We start from the raw sequence: 23,675 nt of genomic DNA on the forward strand, positions 1-23,675 counted from the left end.
AGTACTGCCCGCATCCTCACGTGCCACCGATGCCGTCGCTGCAGCGCGTCCTGTACGTGGTATCGCAGTTCCCCAGCCTGTCCGAAACGTTCATCGTCCGCGAGATCCATGCCCTGATCGAACGTGGCGTGGACGTGCGGATCCTGTCGCTGAAGACCTCTCGCGAACGCATCGTGCAGCCGCAAGCCGCCGCGCTGCTCGATCGCGTATTCAGCCCGGCGACGGCACGGCGGACCTTCGCGGCGGCCTGCGGTGTCGTGATAAGGCAGCCCGCCGTCAGCCTGGCGTTCCTGGCGATGGTGGCGCGCGAGTTCTGGCGCCGTCCGGTCGTGCTCGCCAAGAGCCTGGTCGCGATCTGCCGCGCCCTGGGCCGAATGGACGAGATCCGGACCTTCGAGCCGCAGCTCGTACACGCACCGTGGGCCACGTATCCGGCGACCGTGGCCTGGCTGCTGTCTCGCTTGCTCGAGCGGCCCTTCAGTTTCACCAGCCGCGCGCACGACATATTCATCGACGACCACATGATGGCCGGAAAGCTTGCGAGCGCCGCACTTGCGGTCACGATCACCGAGCACAACGTCCGCTTCATGGAACGCTGGATGCCGGCGCCCGGCGCCCTCCCGGTGCAGGTGATCCACTCCTCGCTCAATCTTTCCGAACTGCCGTTCCTGCGCAGCGGGCGCCAGCCGCGCAGGCTTCTCTCGGTCGGCCGGCTCGTGCCGATGAAGGGCTTCGACGTGTTGCTGCACGCGCTCGCGGAATTGCGTTCGCGCGGAACCGAGGTGACCTGCACCGTGATCGGCGAAGGTCCGGAGCGGGCGCGCCTGCAGGCGCTGCGCTCCACGCTGGGCCTGGACGCGGTCGTCGAATTTCCCGGCGCGATGGCGCACGACGAGGTCGTCCGCCACATGAGCGAAGCCACGTTGATGGTGCTGCCCTGCGTGGTCGCGCCCAACGGCCAGTCCGACGGAATCCCGAACGTGCTGATGGAGTCGATGGCCAGCGGCCTCCCGGTGGTCAGCACCCGGATTTCCGGCATCCCCGAACTGGTCGAGGATGGCGTGAGTGGCCGGCTGGTCCCGGCCGGCGACGCATTGGCGCTGGCAGACGCCGCGCAGGCCTTGCTGGACGATCCACGCCTGTGCGATGCGCTGGCCGAAGCAGGCCGGCGCAAGGTCGAACGCGATTTCGACGTGCGCATCGAGGCCGGGCGCCTGCTCGAGCATTTCAAGGCGGCCTGCCATGCGTGAGCGCCGGCGGGTATTGGTGGTGATCGACAGCATGGAAGTTGGCGGCAGCCAACGCCAGGTCCAGCACCTGCTCGAGAGCCTCGACCGCGATCAATGGCTGCCGGAACTCGCGTATTTCCGGACCGGCTCATTCCTGGTGGACGCGGTACGCGCCAGTGGCGTAGTGGTGCACTACCTCCCGAAGCAGGGGCGTCTTGATCGCCGATTCCTCGCTGCCTATGCGCGCCTGCTGCGCGAACGCGACTACGCGCTCGTGCATGCGTATTCGCTGACCGCCGAACTGTGGACGCTGTTGGCCGGCATGGTTTCCGGCCGCAGGCCGGTGCTGGTGGCGTCCGAGCGCAGCTCGGTGCGCACCGACCGGCCGGCGTGGTTCTGGTGGCTCAAGCGCTTCGTGCTCGGACGCAGTGCGGCGGTGATCGCCAACTCGCGCGCGGGTGCGCAGGCGACGGCGCAACGCACCGGCATGCCCGATACGTTGTTCACTGCCATCCCCAATGATGTAAAGCTCCCCGACCGGCTGGGCGAGTCGGCGCGTTGCGCCTTGCGCGCGTCGGTCGGCGCGCCCAGGGACCGACCCATGGGCCTGTTCGTCGGGCGCCTGGCGCCGGTCAAGAACCTGGCCTGCCTGGTGCGTGCATTGGCCCTGATGGATCCCGAGCAGCGGCCGTGGATGGCCATCGTCGGCGACGGGCCGTTGCGTGAGTCGCTCGCTCGCCTCGCGGCCGAGAGCGGCGTGGCCTCCAGCGTGTGCTTCCTGGGTGAGCGCAAGGACGCCACGCAACTGATGCAGGCCTCCGACTTCCTGGTGCTGCCTTCCCATTTCGAAGGCCTGTCCAACGCACTGCTCGAGGCGATGGCCGCCGGCTGCCCTGTGGTGGCCTCCGCGGTCGGTGGCAGTGTCGAACTGATCGAGAACGAGCGCAGCGGATTGCTGTTCCCGAGTGACGACGCCGCCGCCCTCGCCGTCGCGATGGCGCGACTGGCCGAGCCGGCGCTGCGCTCGCGGCTTGCCGAGTCGGCAAGGCAGCACGTCGAACAGCACTACAGCCCGGCGGCACTCGCCGCGGCGACCTCTGCGGTGTACGAGCGTTGTCTGCTCGGCATTCACGAGTCGCAAGCGCACGACCTGGCGCACGCGGACCAGGGACGGTAATGCCGATGCGCCTGCTCTACGCCATCCCGATCATCCTGCTGCCGAACACGGCCCACCTGCCCTCGGACATGAGCGTCGCCATCTCGGTGGCTGCGCTGGTGGTCGCGATGCTGTTCGGTCCGCGCGATCCCGCCTACCTGACGCGCTCGAGCTATATGGTGCCGCCGCTGATCGCGCTGTTCGTCGCCATGCTGATCGGCTTCATCGCGGCGCACTGGCACGACCTGACCGGTGCGGAGGCGGACCTGCGCGAGGCCAAGGTCGCCGTACTGTTTCCGTTCCTCTACGTGGCCTACCGCCGCTGCGGCCTCGACCTGAGGGGAACCCGGCAGATGCTCGCACTGGTCCTGCTGGTCGCGGTCGGCGCCGGGCTGGAAGCCGTCTTCCAGGGACTGTCGTTCAACCTAGGCCAGTTCTCCGAAACCCAACGCGCAACCGGTCCGTTCGGCCAGATCAAGATGGCCAACCGCGCCGGCGTCTTCTTCGCCATGTTCCTGCCGATGTTGGCGGCGCTGGTCATCCAGCCACACCAGGGGCGGTTGGTGCGGCTGCTGGCGATCGGCGGCAGTGGCGTGCTCGCGATGGCGATCCTCTTTACCTACTCGCGCCAGTCCTACCTGATCGGATTGTTCGTGGTGATGATCGTGCTGGCGTGGAGGAGCATCCCCGCGGCGACGCTCGCGGCGGTGCTGCTCGTCGCGACGGCGACCATGTTCCTGCCCAGGAGCGTGGTGGACCGCGTGCAGGAGACGCAGCAGGTCGACGTCAGCGGCGCGGTATCGTTCGACGACAGCACCGCCAGCCGCTTCGCGATCTGGCAGGGCACGCTGGACATGCTGCGCGACCATCCTGGCGGCGTCGGCCTCGGGCGCTTTGGCGACTACATCGGCAACTACACCACATACGCCGGCAAGGACGCGCACAACGGTTTCGTGCTGACGCTGGCCGAATGCGGGCCCCTGGGATTGCTCGCTTTGTTGTGGGTGTTCTGGCGCCTGTGGCGGCTGACGCGATGGCTGCGCAAGTCCGCGGGCACGCGGCCTGAGCTGCGGACCTTCGAGCTGGGCTTCACTCTCGCGGTCGTGTCGATGGCGCTGGGCAACCTGTACGGGAGTCCGTTCTTCGACAGCGTGATCATGGCGAACTTCTGGATCCTGTGCGGACTGATGGAGCGCTATGGCTCGATCAAGGCGCACGCAGTCGACGTCGTCGCGACCCAGCAGGCGCTGCATCCGCCGCCTCCGATGGGCCAGCGCTTCCCCCTTGCAGCCCGGGCGGTGCCCGGATTGGCGAGGCCGAAGGATGCGCTTCCCTGACATGGCGCCGCGCGCTGGCCTCGCACTGGCGATCGCGACCGCATGCGTCGTTGCGCTGGCCGGCGTCACCGCCGCGCCCAAACTGACCGTGTGCCGTTCGGCGAAGGCAGGCCCGCAGGACATCCCGATCGCCACGGCACCAGGCAGTGCAACCACCTACTACGTCAGGACCGATGGCGGCGACGCGCGCCAATGCACCGGGCGTGCGAACGCCGCGTATTCCGGCCGCGGCAGCGGCCAGGCATGCGCATGGAAGCACCCGGCCATTGCCCTGCCCCCTTCGGGCGCTCCGCGAATCTCCGGTGGCGACATTCTGCGCATTGGGGCCGGCACCTATCCGATCGGCGACGACGGCTACCTGCACGCGGTGCCGAGCGGCCCCGCTCCGTCGCGTCCCACCCGGATTCTCGGCGCGACGGGCAAGGTCCCCAAACTCGTCGGAACCCGCGGAATCCATCGCGTCCTCAATCTGGACGGCAGCTCCAACGTCGAGATAGGCAACCTCGAAATCACCGATGGCAGTGACTGCGTGTTCAAGCACGCCAATGCCCGCGCGACCTGCGACGACTCGACGCCGTGGGCGCGTGTCGGACTGTATGCGCGCGACTCGAAGAACGTGTGGATCCATGACCTCAACATCCACGGCATGGCGGCGCGTGGCATGAATGCCGGTGGCCTCGCCAACTGGACCTTGGAACGCGTGAAGCTCAACCGCAACGGCACCGCAGGCTGGGACGCCAATGTCGGCGCTGGCAGTTCCAACACCGGCCGGTTCGTCCTGCGTGATATCGAGATCGGCTGGAACGGCTGCGGCGAACGCGTTGCCACCGGCGAGCCGTGGGCCTGCTGGGCGCAGAAGACCGGCGGTTACGGCGACGGACTCGGCACCACGGACACCGGCGGGACGTGGCTGGTGGAAGATGCCTACGTGCACCACAACACTTCCGATGGCCTTGATTTCCGCTACATGGATGGGGCCGACTCGACGCACGTGACCGTGCGCCGTGTCTACGCCGTCGCCAACGCGGGCAACCAGGTGAAGATCAAGGGCAACTCGCTCGTCGAGAACTCGGTGCTCGTCGGCCACTGCAGCTATTTCCGCAACCGCTTCTTCATGACCGAAGCGGACCTGTGCCGCGCCGACGGCAGCACGCTGCAGCTGGTGATGACCGGCAATGACACCGCCGTCGTCCGCGACAACACCATCGCCGGCGAAGGCGCCACCCAGATCGGCCACAGCGAAGGCGACGGCTCCGATCGGATCCAGATCCGCGACAACGTGGTCATCGGCTTTCCCGAGCATGCCCGGCCCGCGAAGCAATCCGCATTCGATGGCGGCAAGAGCAAGGCGCGCATCGGCTACGCCGGCAACGTGGCCTGGAAAGTCGCCCATTGCCCTGAAGGCACCGACTGCCGCAGCAATCCGAAGCTGGCCGGCATGAGCCTGGCGGCATTCGATCCCAGGCCACTCGCTGGGAGTCCCGCAGCAGGCAAGGCGGGGGCAACGGCCTGCGGCAAGTGATCCCGCGTCGCTTGCGTCAGTCCGTCGCATGCGGCACGCGGCAACGCCAACGGGTCGTGCGACTGAATACGGTCGAGGCCGCATTCAACTTCGACTGGGGATCCGCCGTCGTCCGAGCAGTTGGCATGATTCCCGCCAGCACTTTCGAGTTGTGACGCACGCCTCACTTTCCTGACCAGCAATTGGCGCGGTCGACGACTATGATCCGCGCGCATCACGCGCGCGCGAGAAGTCCTGAATAGGGAATCCCCTGTTCACTGTTTTCATCTCCCCGAATCACACCTGAATTTCCAGGGCGCTTAAGCGCCCGAGACGCGCTTCGTCAGGTCCTGGCCCGGGCACCCGGGCCCGAAGTGTGGCGGGTCGCACAACCCCCCCTCCCCCCCCTCCGTAGAGTCCGCCCCCGGTCTGGGGAGGGAGCTCCTGGCCACCCCCCATTGGTTCCTACGGAGTTGTGCGCCTTGTCTATTTCCATCACCAACGGTCGGAAGCTTTCCAAGCTCTTCCTCTCTCTTTCCCTCGGTCTTGCCGCCATCGGTTCCGCCCAGGCCGCCACGTACTACGTGCGCGCCGACGGTGGCGATGGCACCCAGTGCAACGGCCGTTCCGACGCTGCCTATCCGGGCAGCGGCACCGCGCAGAACTGCGCGTGGAAGAACCCCAACATCGCGCTGCCCAACTCGGGCTCGGCGCGCATCGCAGGTGGCGACACCCTGCTGATCGGCGCCGGTACCTACCAGATCGGCAGCGGCGGCTACATGCAGGCCATCCCGAGCGGCACGTCCTCGGCCCCCACCCGCGTCCTGGGTAACGGCAGCACGGCGCCCAAGCTCGTCGGCATCGGCGGCATCCACCGCGTGCTCAACCTCGACGGCAGCTCCAACGTCGAAGTCGGCAACCTCGAAGTCACCGACAACAGCGACTGTGTCTACAACCACTCGCAGGCCGGCGTGGCGTGCACCAGCTCGATGCCGTGGGCCCGCGTCGGCCTGTACGCGCGTGCCTCGAGCAACGTGTGGCTGCACGACCTCAACATCCATGGCATGGCCAAGAACGGCGCGAACGCCGGCGGCCTGACCAACTGGACCATGGACCGCGTCAAGCTCAACAAGAACGGCGCGGCGGGCTGGGACGGCAACATCGGCACCAGCGCCTCCAACTCCGGGAAGATGATCCTGCGCAACATGGAAATCGCCTGGAACGGCTGTGGCGAGAAGGTCGCCACGGGCGAGCCGTGGGCGTGCTGGGCGCAGCAGACCGGCGGTTACGGCGACGGCTTCGGCACCACCGACACCGGTGGCGACTGGCTGGTCGAAGACGCCTTCATCCACCACAACACCTCCGACGGCCTCGACCTGCGTTACATGGACGGCGCCGACGGCACCAAGGTGATGCTGCGTCGCATCTACTCGGTCGCCAACGCCGGCAACCAGGTCAAGATCAAGGGCAACTCGACGATCGAGAACTCGGTGCTGGTCGGCCAGTGCACCTACTTCCGCGGCAAGTTCTACATGACTGAAGGCGACCTGTGCCGCGCCTACGGCAGCTCGCTGCTGCTGATCCTGACCGGTGGCGACACCGCGACGGTGCGCCACAACACCATTGCCGGCGAAGGCGATGCGCAGATTGCGTATGGCGAAGGCACCTCGACCGACAAGGTCTACGTGCAGAACAACCTGGTGGTCGGCTTCCCGTACTACGCCAACACCGGCACCCAGACCTCGATGGCCGCGGGCAGCGCCCCGGCGGTGAAGTCGTTCTCCGGCAACATGGGCTGGAACGTGCGTTCGTGCGCGTCCGGCAGCACCTGCACGCAGAACCCGAACCTGACCAACATGACGCTGGCGACGTTCGACGCCGAGCCGAAGTCGGGCAGCCCGGTGATCGACAAGGCGCCGCTGATCAGCGCCGTGACGACCGACTTCGTGATGGGCAAGCGTCCGACCGGCGCCGCCAATGACGTCGGTGCGTACGAGTTCGGCGCCGGTGCCGGCACCTCGCCGACTCCGACCCCGACGCCGACCCCCACCCCGTCGCCGAGCTGCACCCGCGCCGCTCCCGCGCTGCAGCTGGTCGCTCCGGCGAACTACCAGGTCGCCGCCGGCACCAAGCTGAGCTACTCCTTCCGCATCACCAACAAGGACAGCTCCGCCTGCTCCAGCACGACCTTCGCCCTGGCCCGCAGCACGCCCATCACCGGCTGGACCAGCACGCTGTCGTCGAACTCGATCGCTCTGGCTCCGGGCGCTACCGGTAGCGTCACGATCGACGTGACCTCGCCGGCCAACACGGCTGCCGGTTGGTATGCGATCGGTGCCGGTGCCAGCAGCAGCGTGGGCAGCGCCCATACGGCCAACACCTCGGCGTGGTATGCGGTCACCGCTGCTGCCGCAACGGGCCTCAGCGAAACCCTCTCGCCGAGCAAGACCGCCTACAAGGCCGGTGAGACCGTGACCCTGACCGCCCGCGTCACCAAGGATGGTGCGGCCGTGTCCGGTGCCGCCGTGAGCTTCGTCGCGGTCAAGCCGAACGGTGTCAACACGATCGAACTGCGCGGTACGAGCGACAGCAACGGCTATGCCCGCGTGTCCTTCGTGTCGGGCTCGGGTTCCAGCTCGATCGGTACCTACCAGGCCAGCGCCACCGTCACCAGCGGCGGCGTGACCAAGGTCGCGAACACCTCGTTCTCGGTCGCCCTGTAAGCACAAAGACGTGAGTCACCAAGAGCCCCGATCACTCGGGGCTCTTTTTTTTGCGCATTGAAAAGTCCTAGCGCGGTCGACGTCGGTCGCGCCACTGGTAGTACGCCAGCCCGGCCCATTCGTGCAGCGCGACTTCGGCATTGGCCAGTCCACTGGTGCGCGGAACCAGCGCCCACGGAATCCGCGAAGGCAGCCGGCGCGCGTCCGCAGGCAGCGGGCAGACCTCGAAGCCGTTGCCGGCAAACGCGTCCCGCGCACGCCGCATGTGCACCAGCGACGTGACCAGGACCACGCGGCGCGGCACCCGGGGCACGAGCGCCGCCGCGGAGGCGGCGTTATCCCAGGTGTCGATCGAACGGGTTTCCAGCCGCATCGCGCCGGCGGGCACCCCCAACGCCCCGGCGTAGGCGGCCATCAGCCGCGCCAGCGAGGGACCGCCCGGATACGGCGAGCCTCCCTGCACCACCAGTGTCCTGCCCTGGTCCTCGCGCCACCACGCGACCGCACGATCCATCCTGCGGCGGCTCGCCAGGTTCAACACCGAGAAATCCGCGTCGCCGTGCGGTCGTCCGTCGACACCCCCTCCTAGGACGATCGCGACCGAAGGCGACTGGCCGGCACATCCATTGGCGGCGGCGAAAGGCCGCTGCAGCGGCTTCAGCAGCGCATTGGCCCCAAGCGGCGTCATCGCGGCGAGGGCGAGCGCCGCGAACGCCAGCGAAGCCGCCAGCGCGAGATGGCGATGCCGGTGCCACGTCCATGCAACCAGCACGGCCGAAAAGAGCAGCCATGCCAGCGGCGACAGCAGCCATTTCATCCGCCTGCCGGACCCCGTTTCAGCAGCGCCGCCACCATGGTGCGCATCCTCGAATCCAGCGCCAGCACCGGCAAGGCATACAGCGCCAGGAACAACGCGCCTGCGACCAGCAACCGCAGCCAGACTCCCTCCACGCCGAACAATCCGGTGCCGCGGGCCACGCCCACCAGCACGGCGCCACTGGCCAACGACACGATCATCGACCGCGCGTCGGGCAGGCGCGCGAGGCCCTTCGGACAGATCGCGAACTGCGCGACCGCCAGGGCCCCGTAGGCGATCGCCGTCGCCCAGGCGGCGCCGATGTAGCCCATGCGTGGGATCAGGATGAAGTTCATCGCCACGTTCAGGAGCGCGGCGGCCAACGTGATCGTCAGCACGTGCAGGGTTCGTTTCTTCAGCTGCAGGCCGTAATTGGCGATGGCGAACAGCGCGTACGTGGACACGGTGATGCCGACGATGATGAAGACGGGGCCCGAGGCCGACTTGTCCTGGCCGCTGAGGGCGACCAGCAGGTCCTGTCCCGTCACCAGCAGCATCGAGATCACCGCCACCACGGCGTAGGTCATCGGCAGCAGGACGCGTTCCTTCAGCTCGCGCACGGCCGTGCTCCCGCCGGTCTCGTACGCGCGCATGACCACCGGCGTGAACGCCTCCGACAAGGTCGCGCTGATGAATACGTTGAGTTGCATGGCCAGCGAGTAACCGATCGCATAGATGCCGACCACCGCGAAGTCATTGGTCAGGTGCTTGATCAGCACGCGGTCGAGGTTGGCCAGGACGCTGAAGGCCAGTTCGTTCGCCATCAACGGCACGCCGTAGGCGATGCCGGTGCGGAAGGCCTGGAAGTCGACCGACTCGCGCGAGATGTGCACATTGCGGCGCAGCCAGCCCACCAGCCATGCCAGCAGCAGCGCCGCCGCCACCAGCTTGCCGCCATACACCGCCATCGCGCTGTGCTGCACGAGGATCACCGCGCCCAGTACGAACACCAGCTCCAGGGCGCGGGCAATCACGCGCGTGGCCATGAGGATGTCCGAGCGCTCGCTGGCGCGCACCACCATCTGGATGATGTTGGTCGCCGCCAGCATCGGCACCATCACCAGCGCGAACCAGAACAGCAGGTGGTAGTTGCCGCCCGTTGCCCACGACCACAGCACCAGCGCGGCCGCGCCCAGGGACCAAACCGAAAGCGAGAACATGAGTGGCAGCAGCACCTGGTTGGTGCCGAAATCCCGCAGCCGCTGCTGGTTGTCGTCGTAGGGATAGAACCGCACGATCGAATGCGGCGCGCCGAACTTGATCAGCGCGACCCCGAGGAGCATCAGGGTTTCGTAGTAGCGCAGGATGCCGAACTGGGTGTTGTCAAGGAACCGCGTCAGGATCGGGAACGAGATGAACCCGAGCAGCATCACCACGCCATTCGAAATCGAGTAGCGCAGGTAATGCGTGGCGATGTCCGGCCGCGGCCGCGGCTGCGTCGCTTCGAGCGCGTCGTCGCCGCTTGCCTGGGCTATTTCGGCCTGACTATTCATCCTGTTTGATCCGATCCGCCATTGAGGGCCCTTGTGATTCACCGTGGCTGTGTATCGGTGTGGACGTGCCCGCCTGCGGCGGTCGCGACCGTGGACGGCAGCGAAGCCACCTTGTCAGTGCGGCTGTCGTTTTTTCGTGTGGCCCGATCACCCGGGCCCTCGGAAACGTGGAGGTAGGCCGTCCCGCTCGGCGGCCGTCCGAACACGTCGAGTACTTCGACGTTCCCGTCGCTGTTGTAGGTGTGGCAGCCCTCGACCCGGCGGGTCAGGTAGGGGGCGAGCCGCGAAAGCTGCTTTTCCCGGTAAACCGTCGGCCCGAGTTCGAGCACCTCGTTGAAGACCACGGCATTGCCGTACCCGGGCCCACAATCCTGCGCGGGGCGGATCAGGCGTCCGTCGCGGCTGAACAACTTGCCCGCCATGCGTGCCCGCCGGACGTCGCAGACGATCGGGGATGCGGGATGGGGCGAAAACTCGCCCTCGAGGCTGTCCGCGACGAACAGGAACAACTCGTCGCTCGTCGAATTGCAGTTCTCGGCGATGTTGGTGAACAGGTACCAGCGTCCGTCGTGGTGGTGCAGCGTCGGATCGACGCAGACCCGCCCGGTGACAAGGTCGCGCACGCGCACCCATTCGAGCGGAAAACCGCTGGCGCGGTACAGGCTCACGCGCCGGTCGTAACTGGATTCGACCGTCATGTACCACTCGCCTTCCCAGGCGAACACCTGCGGGAACGAGAGATGCCCCGGCTCATCCAGCGCGACGCCAAGCCGGCGTGCGCCGCCGTCCGTGAGTTCCACGCAGGCGATGTTGGCGTTGTTGGTCCTGGGGTGCGCCATTTCCTCGACGAATATCAGGCGGCGCCCCTGCCCCGAAACCACGCACGGATCCGCCCACCAGCCCTTGGCCGCGCGCAGCAGGGCGTGCGAGCCGATCAACGGCGACTCCGGATCCAGCGGCGTTCCACCGAGGCGCAGCACCAGGGTCCAACCGATGCTGCCGTCCCGGCGCTTGCCCATGAGCTTGCGCAGGCCGGCACGCGCCACGAGCAGCATCGCGCGCAGCCCGACCGCATGTCCCATCGGCGACTGCGACTGCAGGTGCAGGCTTGCGGCCGCATAGGAAGCCGGCGCGACGTACCCGCCCGCGAGCCGATGCAGTGCGCGCAGCAGCAAGCCGGGGAGCTTCAGGAATGCGTCCTCGCGCTGCTTGAGGAAGGCGCTGGGCCGGGTCCGCCCCCAACTCACCGCCAGGTCGATCGGCGAACCGTCGCGTTGCGTCAGCATCAGCGCCATCTGGGTGGTGTTCTCGCCGCGCAGCATCGGCGCGAGCAGCGAGAGTCCGGCGTGGCGCAGGTCGGACAGACTCGCGTCCACGTGCCAGCAACCCCACGGCGCCTTGGTCGCCAGCATGGTCGCCCACTCGTGCGGCCCAAGCAGGATCACAAGATCGGGACGGGCCGCACTGACCGCATCCGGGAGCGTTTCGGAGCGCGTCGCTTCCGCGCCAGGCGAGGTGGGCACGAGGGCGAGACTGCGGTTGCGGCCGAGCAGCGCATGTTCGAATGCGACGACCGCGCGCACGTCGGCGCTCACGCGCACGACCTGCGGAAGGACGGCGTCGGCCACTGCCAGGACGGTCAGGTCCAGCCAGTCGTAACCGGCGGCCTGGTCGAGAAACGCGCGTACCCATCCCGGGATCGACGCCGGTCCAACCAGCACGACGCGCAGAGGCCGCTTGCAGCCCTCCGGCGCCGGATAAAGCGGCGTCCTCGCGGGTGCGCCAGGGTCCTTCATGCGGGCCCACTCGCCGGCAAGGCACCCATCCAATCGGCGACCCGGGCGATCAGGCGGTCGCGCTGGGCGCGGCCGTAATAGGTGTGGTCGCAATCGGGCCAGTAATGCATGGCGACACGGGGATCGCGTGCCGGCGGTCCGAACGACCATTCGAACTGGCGTGGATGCAGGAAGCGGTCGGCATAGCCGCCGCTGAAGATGCACAGCAATCGCATGTCGCGCGCCACGAACTGCGCGAACTGCTCGCGTGCCTCGGCGTGGCCGGGCCAGGTGCGGAAGGCGTTCGAATCGAGGCTGGCGTTGCCGCGCAGGCGCCCTGGCACCTTGCGGGCGAAATGCCTCCATTCCTTGGGCAGCCGGCGCAGCAGCCCGAGGACGCGCGCGTAGCGGTACCACGGTCCGGCAAAGCAGACGCCATCGAGCAACAGGAGCGCGACGACGCGCGGATCGACCGTCGCCACGTCCCATCCGGTGTCGGCGGCGCTGCAGATGCCGCCGATCGCGAAGGTTCGGCTGCGATGCTCGAACTCGAGCAGGTCCATCGCCGCCAGGGTGGCCTGGGTGGCATCGCAATCGGCGAGACGCGGGGCTTCGCCGACCCCTGGGATGTCATAGCGGAAGCTGCGGATCCCGCGGGCGGCCAGGCGCTGCGCCAGCAGCGTGTGCAGGCGGAACGGTCCGGAGCGCGGCTGGAGGCCTGCGCTGGGCAACAGAAGCGTCGGCCCTGCGCTCGCAGGGCCACTGAGCACGCCGGTCAAGCGTCCTCCCGGCCCAAAGCGAACGAGGACGTCATCGGCCATGCCTGCATCCAGTCCCGGGGCGAGCAACACGTTCATGCCCCCGCTCCCCGGCCCATCGCATGCGCAAGTTCGCCCACCAGTTCGCGGGTCGAAGGCGTCAGGAAGAACGTCGCATCCATGGCGGCGCCGCCGTTGAAACTGGGTGCGTTGGCCGGCAGTGGCAGCACCTTGGCGAACTCCATCGAGGGTGCCCTGCCTTCGCGGACGACGGCCCACACGGGCACGCCGCCGTCCTCCGCGCCGCCATCCAGGCGCGCCTTCGCGAGGTCCACGCGCAACTGCGGCGGTGCCGGAAAACCCATCAACTGGCCATCGGCCGGATCGGTGATGCGGGGAATACCCGCGCGCGGCGGCGGACGCTGAGCGCGTTCGCCGGCATCGCATTCGACCAGTTCCTGCAGCCAGGACGCACCGTCCTCGATCGGCTCCCACAGCACGGCCAGGTCGGCGACGCCGCCGCGATCGAGCCATCCGCGCAGCGCGAACGCGCCGCCGCGCCACGCCAGCAGCACGACCCGGCGCACGCCGGTGCGCTCCCGCAGCGCGGCCACGGCAAGATCGAGGTCGCGATGCATCGAGGCGAAGTCCACCTCGTCACCACTGCCGGTGGAGTCGCCGGTCCCGTGGAAGTCGAAACGCAGCGCAGGCAATCCCATGTCCGCGAGCTCATTGCAGACTTCGGCGATGAACCGCCGGCTGCGCGGGGCTTCATGCAGGAGCGGCGGGACGACCACGACGCCTGTCGAGGGCGCGCCCGGCACCTCGTGCAGCGCCGCGTACAGGCGGCGTGCTCCCGATCCGAGCCAGAACGGCTCCCAGTCGCCGATGCTCATCGCGATCGCCTCACGCTGGAGTTTGCGCAGCTCATTGATTCGATCCCGCCGCCAGGCCGAACAGCCGGCGCAGGCCATTGCTGATGCGCCCGCCCACGCCGGCTTCGCGCGTGGCCGCTTCGGTTGGCGCGGGAAGTCCCGCGGCAACCTGCGACAGCGTCTCGGCGCCCAGCCGGATCAGCTTGATGCGGTGCCCGGTGTCGCGTTCGACCCGGCTGGCCATCTGCACGGCCAGCATCGAATGCCCTCCGAGTTCGAAGAAGTTGTCGTCCGGTCCCGCCGGCAGGCCGAGCAGTTCGGTCCACACCTCCGCGAGGTAGCGCACGCGCGGGTCGAGTGCCGCACCGGTTGCCTCCGCGACGACGGCCATGCCCTCCTGCATCGCGGCGGGCGGCGGCAGCGCATGCCGGTCGATCTTGCCGTTGGGCAGCAGCGGCAGCTCCCCGAGAACCACGAAATGCTGCGGCACCATGTAGGCCGGCAACACCTCGCGCAGGTGCGCGCGCAGTTCGGCCTCGTCGATCGTGGCGCCCGGCTTCGCGACGAGGTAGGCGACCAGCCGCTGGTCGTTGGCGCGGTCCTCGCGCACGATCACCAGCGCCCGCGCGACTTCGGTGCGTACGGCGAGATTGGCTTCGATCTCCCCCAGTTCGATGCGGTAGCCGCGCACCTTGACCTGGTGGTCGAGGCGGCCCTGGTGCTCGAGGTTGCCGTCGTTGCGCCAGCGGCCGCGATCGCCGGTGCGGTACAGCAGCGGCTCCCTGCCCTGCGACGGATTCGTGCTCAGGCGATCCGGCAGGAACCGATCCGCCGTGAGCTCCGGGCGATCCAGGTAACCCTTGGTGACGCCCTCGCCACCGATGCAGATTTCGCCCGGAACGCCGAACGGGCACAGCTCGCCCTGCGCGTCCAGCACCCACACCGTGGTGTTGGCGATGGGCTTGCCGATATGCACGTCGGGCGCTTCGCGCGAGGGCGTGATGCGCGCGCAGGTCGACCAAACCGTGGTTTCGGTGGGACCGTAGACGTTCCACAGCGATCCGCACCGCGAAAGAAGCGCTGCAGCCAGGTCGGGCGCCATCGCTTCGCCCCCGCACAGTGCCTTGAAGTCTGCCGTGCCGCGCCAGCCGGCATCGATGAGCAGGCGCCAGCTCGATGGGGTGCCCTGCATGACCGTGGCGCGGCTGCGCTGCAGCAGCGCGAGCAGCGCGGTACCGTCGCCCGCGGTCTCGCGGTCGGCCAGCACGACCTGCGCGCCGACCGACAACGGCAGCAGCAGCTCCAGCACGGCAATGTCGAACGACAGCGTGGTGATCGCCAGCAGGCGGTCGTGCTCGGTCAGTCCCGGCTCGCGCTGCATGCTGGTGAGGAAGTTCGACACCGCGCGATGGGGCACCACCACGCCCTTGGGCCGGCCGGTGGAGCCGGAGGTGTAGATGACGTAGGCGGCATCTTCCGGTTGTGCGCCATCCGCATCGCATGCGAGACGCGTGGCGGGGGCCGCCGCCAGTCGCGCCGCATGCTCGTCGAACAGCAGCATCGGGCGGCCGCGCAGGTCGAAACGCGCGGTGTATTCACCGGTCGTCACCAGCATGGCCAGGCCCGCATCCGCGGCCATGTAGGCCAGGCGCTCGGACGGGAACTGCGGATCCAGCGGCACGTACCCGGCGCCGGCCTTGAGGATCCCGAGCAAGGCCGCGAGCATGTCCGCACTACGGTCCAGCGCGAGCCCCACCAGTGCGCCCCGGCGCACACCGTGCTCGCGCAGGACGTGGGCGACCTGGTTGGCGCGTGCGTCCAGCTCGGCATAGCTCAGGGTCTGCTCGCCCCAGCGCAGTGCCGTGCGCGCCGGCGTGCGATCGCATTGCCGCTCGAAGTGCTGGTGCATGCGGCACGCCGGATCGTAGGCCGAGGCCGGCGGCTGCAGGGCGTCCAGTTCCGCACGCGCGATCGCATCGACCAGCGGCAGGCTTGCGAATGCGGCGGTTTCGCGTTCAACGGCCGCACGCAACAGCGTTTCGAAGGCCGCGAGCCAGCGCCGCATGGTGGCGGCATCGAACAGGTCGCTGTTGTACTGGCACTCCAGGCGCAGGTGGCCCTTCGTCTGCACCGCGTTCACGAACAATTCGAAGGTTTCGAAGCTGCGCGGATTGCTGTCGAACTCCATCGCCAGGCCCGGGAATGCCGTGCCCTGGTGGTCGAGCGCCTGGTCGAGATTGAACAACGCGCTCACCAGCGGCATCCGCGCGGGATCGCGCCGCACCCGCAACTTCTTCAGGAGCGTGCCGAAGGTATGCCGCTGGTGCTCGAGCCCGTCCAGCAGGGTGGCCTGCGCCGATTCGAGGAGTTCGGCGAAGGACATCGCCGGCGCGATTTCGAAGCGCAGCGGCAAGGTATTGACGCAATGCCCGACCAGGTCGTCGCTGCCCGTAACCAGCTGTCCCGCCGCGGGAATCCCGATCACCACGTCGGCCTGCCCCGCCAGCCGCGAGACCAGCCCGGAAAATCCAGCGAGCAGGGTCGCGAACAGGCTCACGCCATGCCGTCCGCCCAGCCGGCGCAGGCCGGCGAACAACTCGGCGTCCAGCACGTGGTCCACGCGTGCGGACGCGAAGCTGCGCACGGCGGGCCGCGGCCGGTCGGTCGGCAGTTCGAGCACGGGCGGCTCGCCGGGAAACCGCGACAGCCAGTAGGCACCGTCGGCGTCCGTATCGGCCTGGGACTGTTCGAGTTCGGCGATCGCGTAATCGGCGAACGAGGCTGCGGCCGGCAGGGCTTCGCCCCCTGCACCGCGGTGCATTCCGTAGAGCACGCCCAGCTCGCGCACGACCACCCACCACGACCAGCCATCGCAGACGATGTGGTGCGCACAGAGCAGCAGCAGGTGTTCGTCGTCGGCCAGGCGCAGCAGTTCGGCGCGGAACATCGGCGCGTCGAGCTGGAACGGGGTTTCCACCGACACCCGGATGCGCTCGGCGATCGCATGTTCGCGCTGGCTGGGATCCAGCGTCGCCAGGTCCCGGGTCGGCAACGGCAGGCCGAACCGCTGCAGCACGGACAGGGTCTGTCCGTCGGAGCTGATGCAGGCGCGCAGCGCATCGTGCCGGTCGACGAGATCCTGCAGGGCGCGCCGCAGCGCATCGGCGTCGAGGGCGCCGGTAAAGCGCAGGGAAACGGAGAGATTGAACGCGAGCGACGCGTCGCGACTGAGCTGGTCGGCCAGCCAGATTTCCCGTTGCGACTCGGTGGTCGGTACGACGCGGGCCAGTTCGCCACCGGCGAACGGATCGTAGTCCACCGGCTCGAACGCGAGCGAAGGCATCGGCGCTGCAGTATTCATGTACCCACCTTGAGGAACTTGCCGGCCCGCTCGGGATCCGGAACGAACCAGGCCGGACGGCCTTGCGGATCGCGGCCCAACCGCGCGCCCGGCACGACGGGGCGGCGCGCATCCATGACCGCGGCCAGGCTGGTGACGGCCGCCACGCGACGCGGTTCGGGTTCGGATACCGGCACCGCGCTGCCCGGCAGCAACTGGGCTTCCTGCAGTTCCAGCACCGATTCCTTGAAGGCCGCGACGATCGCCTGGACATCGGCGTCGCCGTGCGCCGTCGTCAGGAAGCAGGGGAAGTTCTCGAGGATGTGCACGCCGCGGCTGCGCATCATTCCGAACAGCAGGTCCTGCAGCGGGTGGTCCTCGAGGAAGAACGTCTTCCACACCGAGGCGAAATGCCGGACCTCGATGGGTGCGCCGACATCGGCGCAGAACGCGTTCAACTCGGTGCACATCGCGGCGGCACGAGCGTTCACCTCTTCCTGCAGGCGTGGACCGCTGCGCTTGAGATGCTCCAGGACCGCCTTGGCCGCGGCGAGCGCCAACGGATGGCGCACGAAGGTGCCGGCGAAATAGGTCACGCCCACCGTCGGCAGGGAATCGTCCCCGAAACGCCAGTCGCCGCCGTCGAGGGCGTCCATGTACTCGTGTTTGCCGGCGACGACGCCGATCGGATAACCGCCGCCCACCACCTTGCCGTAGGTGCACAGGTCCGCACGGATGCCGAACAGGGCCTGCACGCCGCCCGGATGGGAGCGGAACCCGGTGACCACTTCGTCGAAGACCAGCAGCGCGCCGGCGTCCTGCGTCACCTCGCGCAACTCGCGCAGGAACTCCACCGGCTGGAAATCCGGTCGCCGGCTCTGCACCGGCTCGACCAGCACGGCGGCGATCTCGTGCGCGTGCTCGCGGATCACCTGCAGCGATTCGGGCGTGCCGTAGTCGAGCACCAGCACGTGCTCGGCGGTGTTGCGCAGGATGCCCGGCGCCGCGGGCACGGCGGCGTGCTTGCGCGTGCCACGCACGATCACCTCATCGTTGATGCCGTGGTACGAGCCGGTGAACAGCACGATGGTTTCGCGACCGGTGATGGTCCGGGCGATGCGCAAGGCGCCCAGCACGGCTTCCGAACCGGTGTTGCACAGGGCCGCACGCTCGTGTCCGGTGAGTTCGCAGATCAGCTGCGCCACCTCGCCCGCCAGCGGGTGCTGCGGTCCGATCTCGTAGCCCCGGTCGAGCTGCGCCTTCACCGCCTCCAGCACGAAGTCCGGCTGCCAGCCGAACAGGCTCATGCCGAAGCCGTTGACCGCATCGACATACTCGTTGCCGTCCACGTCCCACAGGTGGGAACCCTTCGAGCGTTCCACCACGATCTGGTAGGTGACTTCCTTGGTCAGCGGCCGGAAGCCGTTCACCACGCGCGGATCCGCCAGGTGCTGGCGATGCGCGCCGGTATAGGCCTTGGACTTGCGCGTCCTGGCCACGTAGCGCTGCATGTAGGCGTCGAGTCGATCGTGCTGGTGGTCGGTGAGCTGGAGGCCGCCGGCGTTGTCGATGCGCGCAATGGCGCCGAAGGCCTTCTTCACGTCGTAGGTGCGATGCGCCAGGGCTTCGGCCTCGTCCACCGCTGCTTCGGCCCGCGGCGCGGTGGCCGCGTCCGGCCCGCGCTTCGATGCAACGGGCGCTGCGCCGGCTTCTTCGGGAAGCTGCGCATCGAGCATCCGCGCCAGGCTGTCGATGCTGCTGCACTCGCCCATCAGCTGGCGGAAGGTGACCTTCACGCCGAAGGCCTTCTGCAACTGCAGCGAGACCTGCGTGAGCATCAGGCTGTCCAGCCCGAGTTCCATGAAATTGACGTCGCTGTCGGCGTCGGCCAGGTCGAAGCCTGCGGTGTCCTGGAACACCTCCTTCAACTTCGCGACCAGCCGCGGCATGCGACCGTCCGCGGGAGTCGCGTCGGCGGTGGTCGTGGGCGCGCTGGCTTCGGTTTCGACACGGCGCGCGGCCGCAAGCGCAGGATGCGGCACCACATTGGAGGCCGGCGTACTGGCGGCTTCGACCCAGTAGCGCTGCCGTTCGAATGGATAGGTCGGCAGGCGCAGGCGGGCGCGCACATGGCGACGATCGAACATGTCCGGTTCGATGGCGACGCCCCTCGCCCAGAGCTGGCCCGCGGCCGTGCGCAGGCTCGCTTGCTCCGCAGCCGGGGTATCGGCCAGGGTCGCTACCGCAGTCAGGTGGTTCGCCTGCATGCCCGGGTGCTGCCGCGACAATGCCGCCAACGTGGCACGGGGCCCGACTTCGAGCAGTACGCGCGCCGGCACGTCGAGCACGCGGCCCAGCGCGGTTGCGAAACGCACCGGCTCGCGCAGGTGCGCTGCCCAGTAGTCGGGCGAGGTCGCGCTCGCAGGGTCGAGCCAGTCACCCGTCGCGGTGGAAACAATCGGGATTCTTGGGGCCGCGAGCGCCAGCGCGGCGACTTCGGCGCGGAACGGCGCGACCACCGGTTCCATCATCTGCGAGTGGAACGCGTGCGACGTCCGCAGGGCGCGACAGGCGATGCCGTCGGCCTCGAGTTGCGCCTGGAAGGCGGCGATCGCATCGAACGCGCCGGAGACGACACAGCTGCCGGGCGCGTTCTCGGCGGCGAGCGACAGGTCCGCGGGCAGGCGCGCCATGAGCGAGTCCAGCGGCATCCGCACCGACAGCATCGCGCCGCCCGGCTGCGCCTGCATCAGGGCGCCGCGGCGCGCTACCAGCCGCAGGGCGTCGGGCAGCGGGAAGGCCCCTGCGAGCGTCGCGGCGACGAACTCGCCCACGCTGTGTCCGATCATCGCGGCGGGCGCGATGCCATGGCTCATCCAGAAGCGGGCCAGCGAATATTCGATGGCGAAGGTGGCCGGCTGCATGATCGCGGTCGGCAACATCGCCTCGGGGTCGTCCGAGAACACCCGCTCGCGCAGGTCGAAGCCCAACTCAGCGCGCAACGCATCGGCGCAATCGTCGAAGGCGATGCGGAACGCGGGCTCGGATTCGTAGAGTTCGCGGCCCATGCCGGGATACGTCGCGCCCTGCCCCGGGAAGAGAAACACCACGTCGCTTTGGCGCGCGGGCCGCGAGCGCGCGATTGCCGCCGCGATCTCGGGGCTGCGCAGCTGGGAGGCGGCGCTGGCCACGCTCTCGGCGGCCAGGGCCACGCGATGGGCGAAAGCCTTGCGGCCGACGCCGAGGGTCCACGCCACATCCGCGAGGTTGACGTCGGGATGCGCCTCCAGGTGGTCGGCCAGACCGGTCGCGGCGCGCGTGAGCGCCGCCGGGGTGCGGGCGGACAGGACCAGCAGTTGCGGTCCTGCCGCGGCATCCGAAACCGGAAGCTCAGGCGCTTCCTCGAGCACGACGTGCGCGTTGGTGCCGCCGACGCCGAACGAACTGACGCCGGCTCGGCGCGGTTCGGCACCGGCGGGCCAGGGAGTGAGCGCCGCATTGACGACGAACGGCGAGTTCGCGAAGTCGATCGCCGGATTGGGGGTCTGGAAGTGCGCGGTCGCCGGGATCCGCTGTTCTCGCAGCGACAGCGCCGTCTTGATCACGCCGGTCGCGCCGGCGGCGATGACCAGGTGGCCGACGTTGCTCTTCACCGAGCCGATGCGGCAGAAGCCGACATCCTGCGTGCCGCGGCGGAACGCGCGCGTCAGCCCCTCGATTTCGATCGGATCACCAACCGGCGTGGCGGTGCCGTGGGTCTCGACATAGCCGATGGTGCGCGGATCGATGCCGGCGCGATCGTGCGCCATCGCGATCACGGCCGCCTGCCCTTCGCTGCTCGGTGCCGTGAAACTCGCCTTGCCGCCGCCGTCGTTGTTGACGGCGCCGCCGCAAACCACCGCGAACACCTGGTTGCCATCGGCGATCGCGTCCGACAGGCGCTTGAGCAGCACCACCGCTGCGCCATCGCAGAACACCGTGCCACCGGCGTTGGCGTCGAAAGGCCGGGTGTGGCCATCGGGCGACAGCATCGCGCCTTCCTGGTGGAAATAGCCGCTGCGAGGTGGGCACGTGACGGTGATCCCGCCCGCCAGCGCCATGTCGCACTGGCCCAGGCGCAGGCTGTCCACGGCCTGGCAGATCGCCACGAGCGAGGTCGAGCACGCGGTATGCACGCTGATCGCGGGTCCGGTGAGGTTGAGCTTGTGCGCCACGCGCGTGGCGATGAAGTCCTTCTCGTTGTCCAGCATCACCTGGAAGGCGCCCACCCGCTCGATCAGTTCGGGGTGCGCGGCCACATGGCGCTGGAAATAGCTGGCGTTGAACATGCCGGCGAACACGCCGACCGGGCCGGATGCGTCCGGCACATGGCCGCCCCGCTCCAGGCATTCCCATGCTAGCTCCAGGAACACCCGCTGCTGCGGATCCATCAGTTCGGCTTCGCGCGGGCTGATGCCGAAAAACGCGGCGTCGAACTGTTCGACCCCCTCGATCACGCCGCGTGCCGGCACGTATGCGGGATCGTTGCGGTCCTGCGCGCTTACGGCGGGATCCAGCTCGTCGGGTCCGAAGAACGTGATCGAGTCGCGCCCCTCGCACAGGTTGCGCCAGAACGCTTCGACGTCGTCGGCGCCGGGGAAGCGCCCGGCCATCGCGATGATGGCGATCGGTTCGGACGCGGCATGCGCGCCATGTGCCGCAGCGAAGCGGGAAGCCGGGATCGCCGCATCCTCGCGGCCTTCCAGCGAGGTCGCGAGCGTCGCCGGCGTCGGGTTGCGGAAGAGCTGGGCGGTCGGTATCACGCTGCCGGCGTCGCGCGCATGCGCAATGCGCTGCAGCAGGCGGGTCGCAAGCATCGAATCGCCGCCCAGCTCGAAGAAGTTGTCATGCCGGCCGATCGCATCGATGGCCAGCAACTCGCCAAAGGACTCGCACAGGCTGGTCTCCGTCGGTCCGATCGGCGGCTCGTAGGCAGTCGCCAGTTCCGGCCGCTGCCGCGCGGGCGCCGGCAGCGCGCGGCGGTCAAGCTTGCCGTTCTCGGTCAGCGGGAGCGCGTCCAGTTCGACGAATGCGCTGGGGATCATGTAGTCCGGCAGGCTCGCGGACAGGTGCGCACGCAGGACGGCCTGCGAGATCGCCCCATCCTGCGGTACGACATAGGCGACCAGGCGCGCTTCGTCGCCGCGATCGCTGCGGGCAATGACGGCGCAGGAACGCACTGAGTCATGCCGCGCGAGCACGCTTTCGATTTCGCCGGTTTCGATGCGGAATCCGCGGATCTTGACCTGGTGGTCGCTGCGCCCGAGATATTCGAGGTCGCCATCCGCGAGCCGGCGCGCAAGGTCGCCGGTCTTGTACAGGCGCGCGGTCTCGCCTTCGGGCGATTGCCATTGGAAAAAGCGTTCCGCGGTCAGCTCGGGCCGGTTCAGGTAACCGCGGGAGACGCCGGCGCCGGCGACGTAGATTTCCCCTACCTCACCGGTGGCAACCGGCACCAGTTCCGCATCGAGCACGAACAGGCGCAGGTCGGGAATCGGTTCGCCAATGACGCTGCCGGCATTGCGCTCGAGTTCGGCGATGCCGATCGGCCGGTAGGTGACGTGCACGGTGGTCTCGGTGATTCCGTACATGTTGACCAGCCGGGGCTGCTGGTCGCCATGCCGTTCGAACCACGGGCGCAGCATCTGTAGTTCGAGGGCTTCGCCGCCGAAGATCACATGGCGCAGCGCCAGGTCGGCCGGCGACGTAGCCGACGCCAGGTCCGCATGAATCAGGTTGCGGAATGCCGATGGCGTCTGGTTGAGCACCGTCACGCCTTCGCGCACCAGCAGTTCATGGAATGCCTCGGGGGAACGGCTGACCAGATACGGGACGACCACGACCCGGCCGCCGTAGATCAGTGCACCCCAGATCTCCCAGACCGAGAAATCGAAGGCGTGGGAATGGAAGAACGTCCAGACGTCGTCGGGACCGAAGCCATACCAGTGATCGGTCGAGGTGAACAGGCGCGCCACGTTCGCGTGGGTGACTTGGCAACCCTTGGGCTTGCCGGTCGAGCCGGACGTGTAGATGACGTATGCGAGGTTGTCGAGCCCGGCCACGGGTTCGGGATCGTTGGTGGCTTCGTTGGACAGTGATGTCCAGTCATCGAGCAGCAGCGTCGGGATTTCGCCTGCCGGCAATGCCTCGCGCTGTGACGATGAGGTGAGCAATACCGCCGGGCGCGCGTCCTCGAACATGAACTGCACGCGGTCGCGCGGATAGGCCAGGTCGACCGGCAGGTAGGCACCGCCGGCCTTGAGGATGCCAAGCAGCCCGACCACCATCTCCAGGGAGCGTTCCAGGCCGATCGCGACCAGGATTTCCGGGCCTACGCCGAGCGCGCGCAGGCGATGGGCCAACTGGTTGGCGCGTGCGTTCAGTTCGCGATAGCTCAGATTGGCGCCTTCACAACTGACCGCGATGGCGTCCGGGCGGTTGCTCGCCTGCGCTTCGATCCATTGCGTGATGCATGCCCCGGTCTGGAGGGCGCGCGGCGAACGACTGTCGGATTTCTGGTTCATGCCCCTTCCCGTTCCCCGCGCTTGCACCCCGAGGCGTGAAGCGGGCTGTGTGATGTGATGCCCCACCAG

12 protein-coding genes are annotated in these 23,675 nt (G+C 68.4%); 5 read left to right on the forward strand and 7 right to left on the reverse strand.

Annotated elements, in window-relative coordinates; translation table 11 throughout:
• Positions 1-29: 29 nt before the first annotated feature.
• From BP05_RS02925 to BP05_RS02945, 5 genes are all read left to right on the forward strand, one after another.
• The gene (locus tag BP05_RS02925) at positions 30-1,250 is read left to right on the forward strand and encodes a glycosyltransferase (protein ID WP_496360629.1); all 1,221 of its coding nucleotides are present in this window, start codon (positions 30-32) and stop codon (positions 1,248-1,250) included.
• Positions 1,243-2,406, forward strand: coding sequence for a glycosyltransferase (locus tag BP05_RS02930; protein ID WP_496360252.1), 1,164 nt, complete (start codon positions 1,243-1,245; stop codon positions 2,404-2,406). Before BP05_RS02925 ends, BP05_RS02930 begins: the two co-directional genes overlap by 8 nt.
• Positions 2,407-2,411: 5 nt before the next feature.
• Complete coding sequence (locus BP05_RS02935) at positions 2,412-3,722, forward strand: O-antigen ligase family protein (protein WP_496360254.1); 1,311 nt, start codon at positions 2,412-2,414, stop codon at positions 3,720-3,722.
• 1 nt (position 3,723) lies between these two features.
• Positions 3,724-5,244 carry a hypothetical protein gene (locus BP05_RS02940; protein WP_496360256.1) on the forward strand — a complete coding sequence of 507 codons (1,521 nt, stop codon included), beginning with the start codon at positions 3,724-3,726 and terminating at the stop codon, positions 5,242-5,244.
• A gap of 461 nt (positions 5,245-5,705) precedes the next feature.
• On the forward strand, positions 5,706-7,946 hold the full coding sequence (locus tag BP05_RS02945; protein WP_496360258.1) for a choice-of-anchor Q domain-containing protein: 2,241 nt from the start codon (positions 5,706-5,708) through the stop codon (positions 7,944-7,946).
• Between the two features lie 67 nt (positions 7,947-8,013).
• On the opposite strand, the gene BP05_RS02950 is transcribed toward BP05_RS02945, so the two are convergent.
• Genes BP05_RS02950 through BP05_RS02980 form a run of 7 tightly spaced genes read right to left on the reverse strand, consistent with a single transcriptional unit; the run spans position 8,014 to position 23,606 of the window.
• A complete protein-coding gene (locus BP05_RS02950) occupies positions 8,014-8,763 on the reverse strand; it encodes a YdcF family protein (protein WP_496360260.1) in 750 nt (249 codons plus the stop codon).
• On the reverse strand, positions 8,760-10,295 hold the full coding sequence (locus tag BP05_RS02955; protein WP_496360262.1) for a lipopolysaccharide biosynthesis protein: 1,536 nt from the start codon (positions 10,293-10,295) through the stop codon (positions 8,760-8,762). The genes BP05_RS02950 and BP05_RS02955 overlap by 4 nt, the downstream gene beginning before the upstream one ends.
• A gap of 38 nt (positions 10,296-10,333) precedes the next feature.
• Entirely contained in the window at positions 10,334-12,091 is a 1,758-nt protein-coding gene (locus tag BP05_RS02960; RefSeq protein ID WP_496360264.1) for a glucosamine inositolphosphorylceramide transferase family protein, read from the reverse strand.
• Positions 12,088-12,927, reverse strand: a complete 840-nt coding sequence (locus tag BP05_RS02965) for a hypothetical protein (protein WP_496360266.1) — start codon at positions 12,925-12,927, stop codon at positions 12,088-12,090. Before BP05_RS02965 ends, BP05_RS02960 begins: the two co-directional genes overlap by 4 nt.
• Positions 12,924-13,724 carry an alpha/beta hydrolase family protein gene (locus BP05_RS02970; RefSeq protein ID WP_496360268.1) on the reverse strand — a complete coding sequence of 267 codons (801 nt, stop codon included), beginning with the start codon at positions 13,722-13,724 and terminating at the stop codon, positions 12,924-12,926. Before BP05_RS02970 ends, BP05_RS02965 begins: the two co-directional genes overlap by 4 nt.
• Positions 13,725-13,755: 31 nt before the next feature.
• Complete coding sequence (locus tag BP05_RS02975; protein ID WP_496360269.1) at positions 13,756-17,064, reverse strand: non-ribosomal peptide synthetase; 3,309 nt, start codon at positions 17,062-17,064, stop codon at positions 13,756-13,758.
• Positions 17,061-23,606 (reverse strand): amino acid adenylation domain-containing protein, encoded by a 6,546-nt coding sequence (locus BP05_RS02980; RefSeq protein WP_496360271.1) that lies wholly within the window; start codon positions 23,604-23,606, stop codon positions 17,061-17,063. Before BP05_RS02980 ends, BP05_RS02975 begins: the two co-directional genes overlap by 4 nt.
• Positions 23,607-23,675 lie beyond the last annotated feature (69 nt).

Source organism: Lysobacter oryzae DSM 21044 (assembly GCF_059568595.1).

Coding starts and splice junctions, on each gene's coding strand:
- BP05_RS02930 (WP_496360252.1), top strand. CDS start 1,243: ATGCGTGAGCGCCGGCGGGTATTGGTGGTGATCGACAGCATGGAAGTT.
- BP05_RS02960 (WP_496360264.1), bottom strand. CDS start 12,091: ATGAAGGACCCTGGCGCACCCGCGAGGACGCCGCTTTATCCGGCGCCG.
- BP05_RS02940 (WP_496360256.1), top strand. CDS start 3,724: ATGGCGCCGCGCGCTGGCCTCGCACTGGCGATCGCGACCGCATGCGTC.
- BP05_RS02950 (WP_496360260.1), bottom strand. CDS start 8,763: ATGAAATGGCTGCTGTCGCCGCTGGCATGGCTGCTCTTTTCGGCCGTG.
- BP05_RS02955 (WP_496360262.1), bottom strand. CDS start 10,295: ATGAATAGTCAGGCCGAAATAGCCCAGGCAAGCGGCGACGACGCGCTC.
- BP05_RS02970 (WP_496360268.1), bottom strand. CDS start 13,724: ATGAGCATCGGCGACTGGGAGCCGTTCTGGCTCGGATCGGGAGCACGC.
- BP05_RS02935 (WP_496360254.1), top strand. CDS start 2,412: ATGCGCCTGCTCTACGCCATCCCGATCATCCTGCTGCCGAACACGGCC.
- BP05_RS02965 (WP_496360266.1), bottom strand. CDS start 12,927: ATGAACGTGTTGCTCGCCCCGGGACTGGATGCAGGCATGGCCGATGAC.
- BP05_RS02975 (WP_496360269.1), bottom strand. CDS start 17,064: ATGAATACTGCAGCGCCGATGCCTTCGCTCGCGTTCGAGCCGGTGGAC.
- BP05_RS02925 (WP_496360629.1), top strand. CDS start 30: ATGCCGTCGCTGCAGCGCGTCCTGTACGTGGTATCGCAGTTCCCCAGC.
- BP05_RS02980 (WP_496360271.1), bottom strand. CDS start 23,606: ATGAACCAGAAATCCGACAGTCGTTCGCCGCGCGCCCTCCAGACCGGG.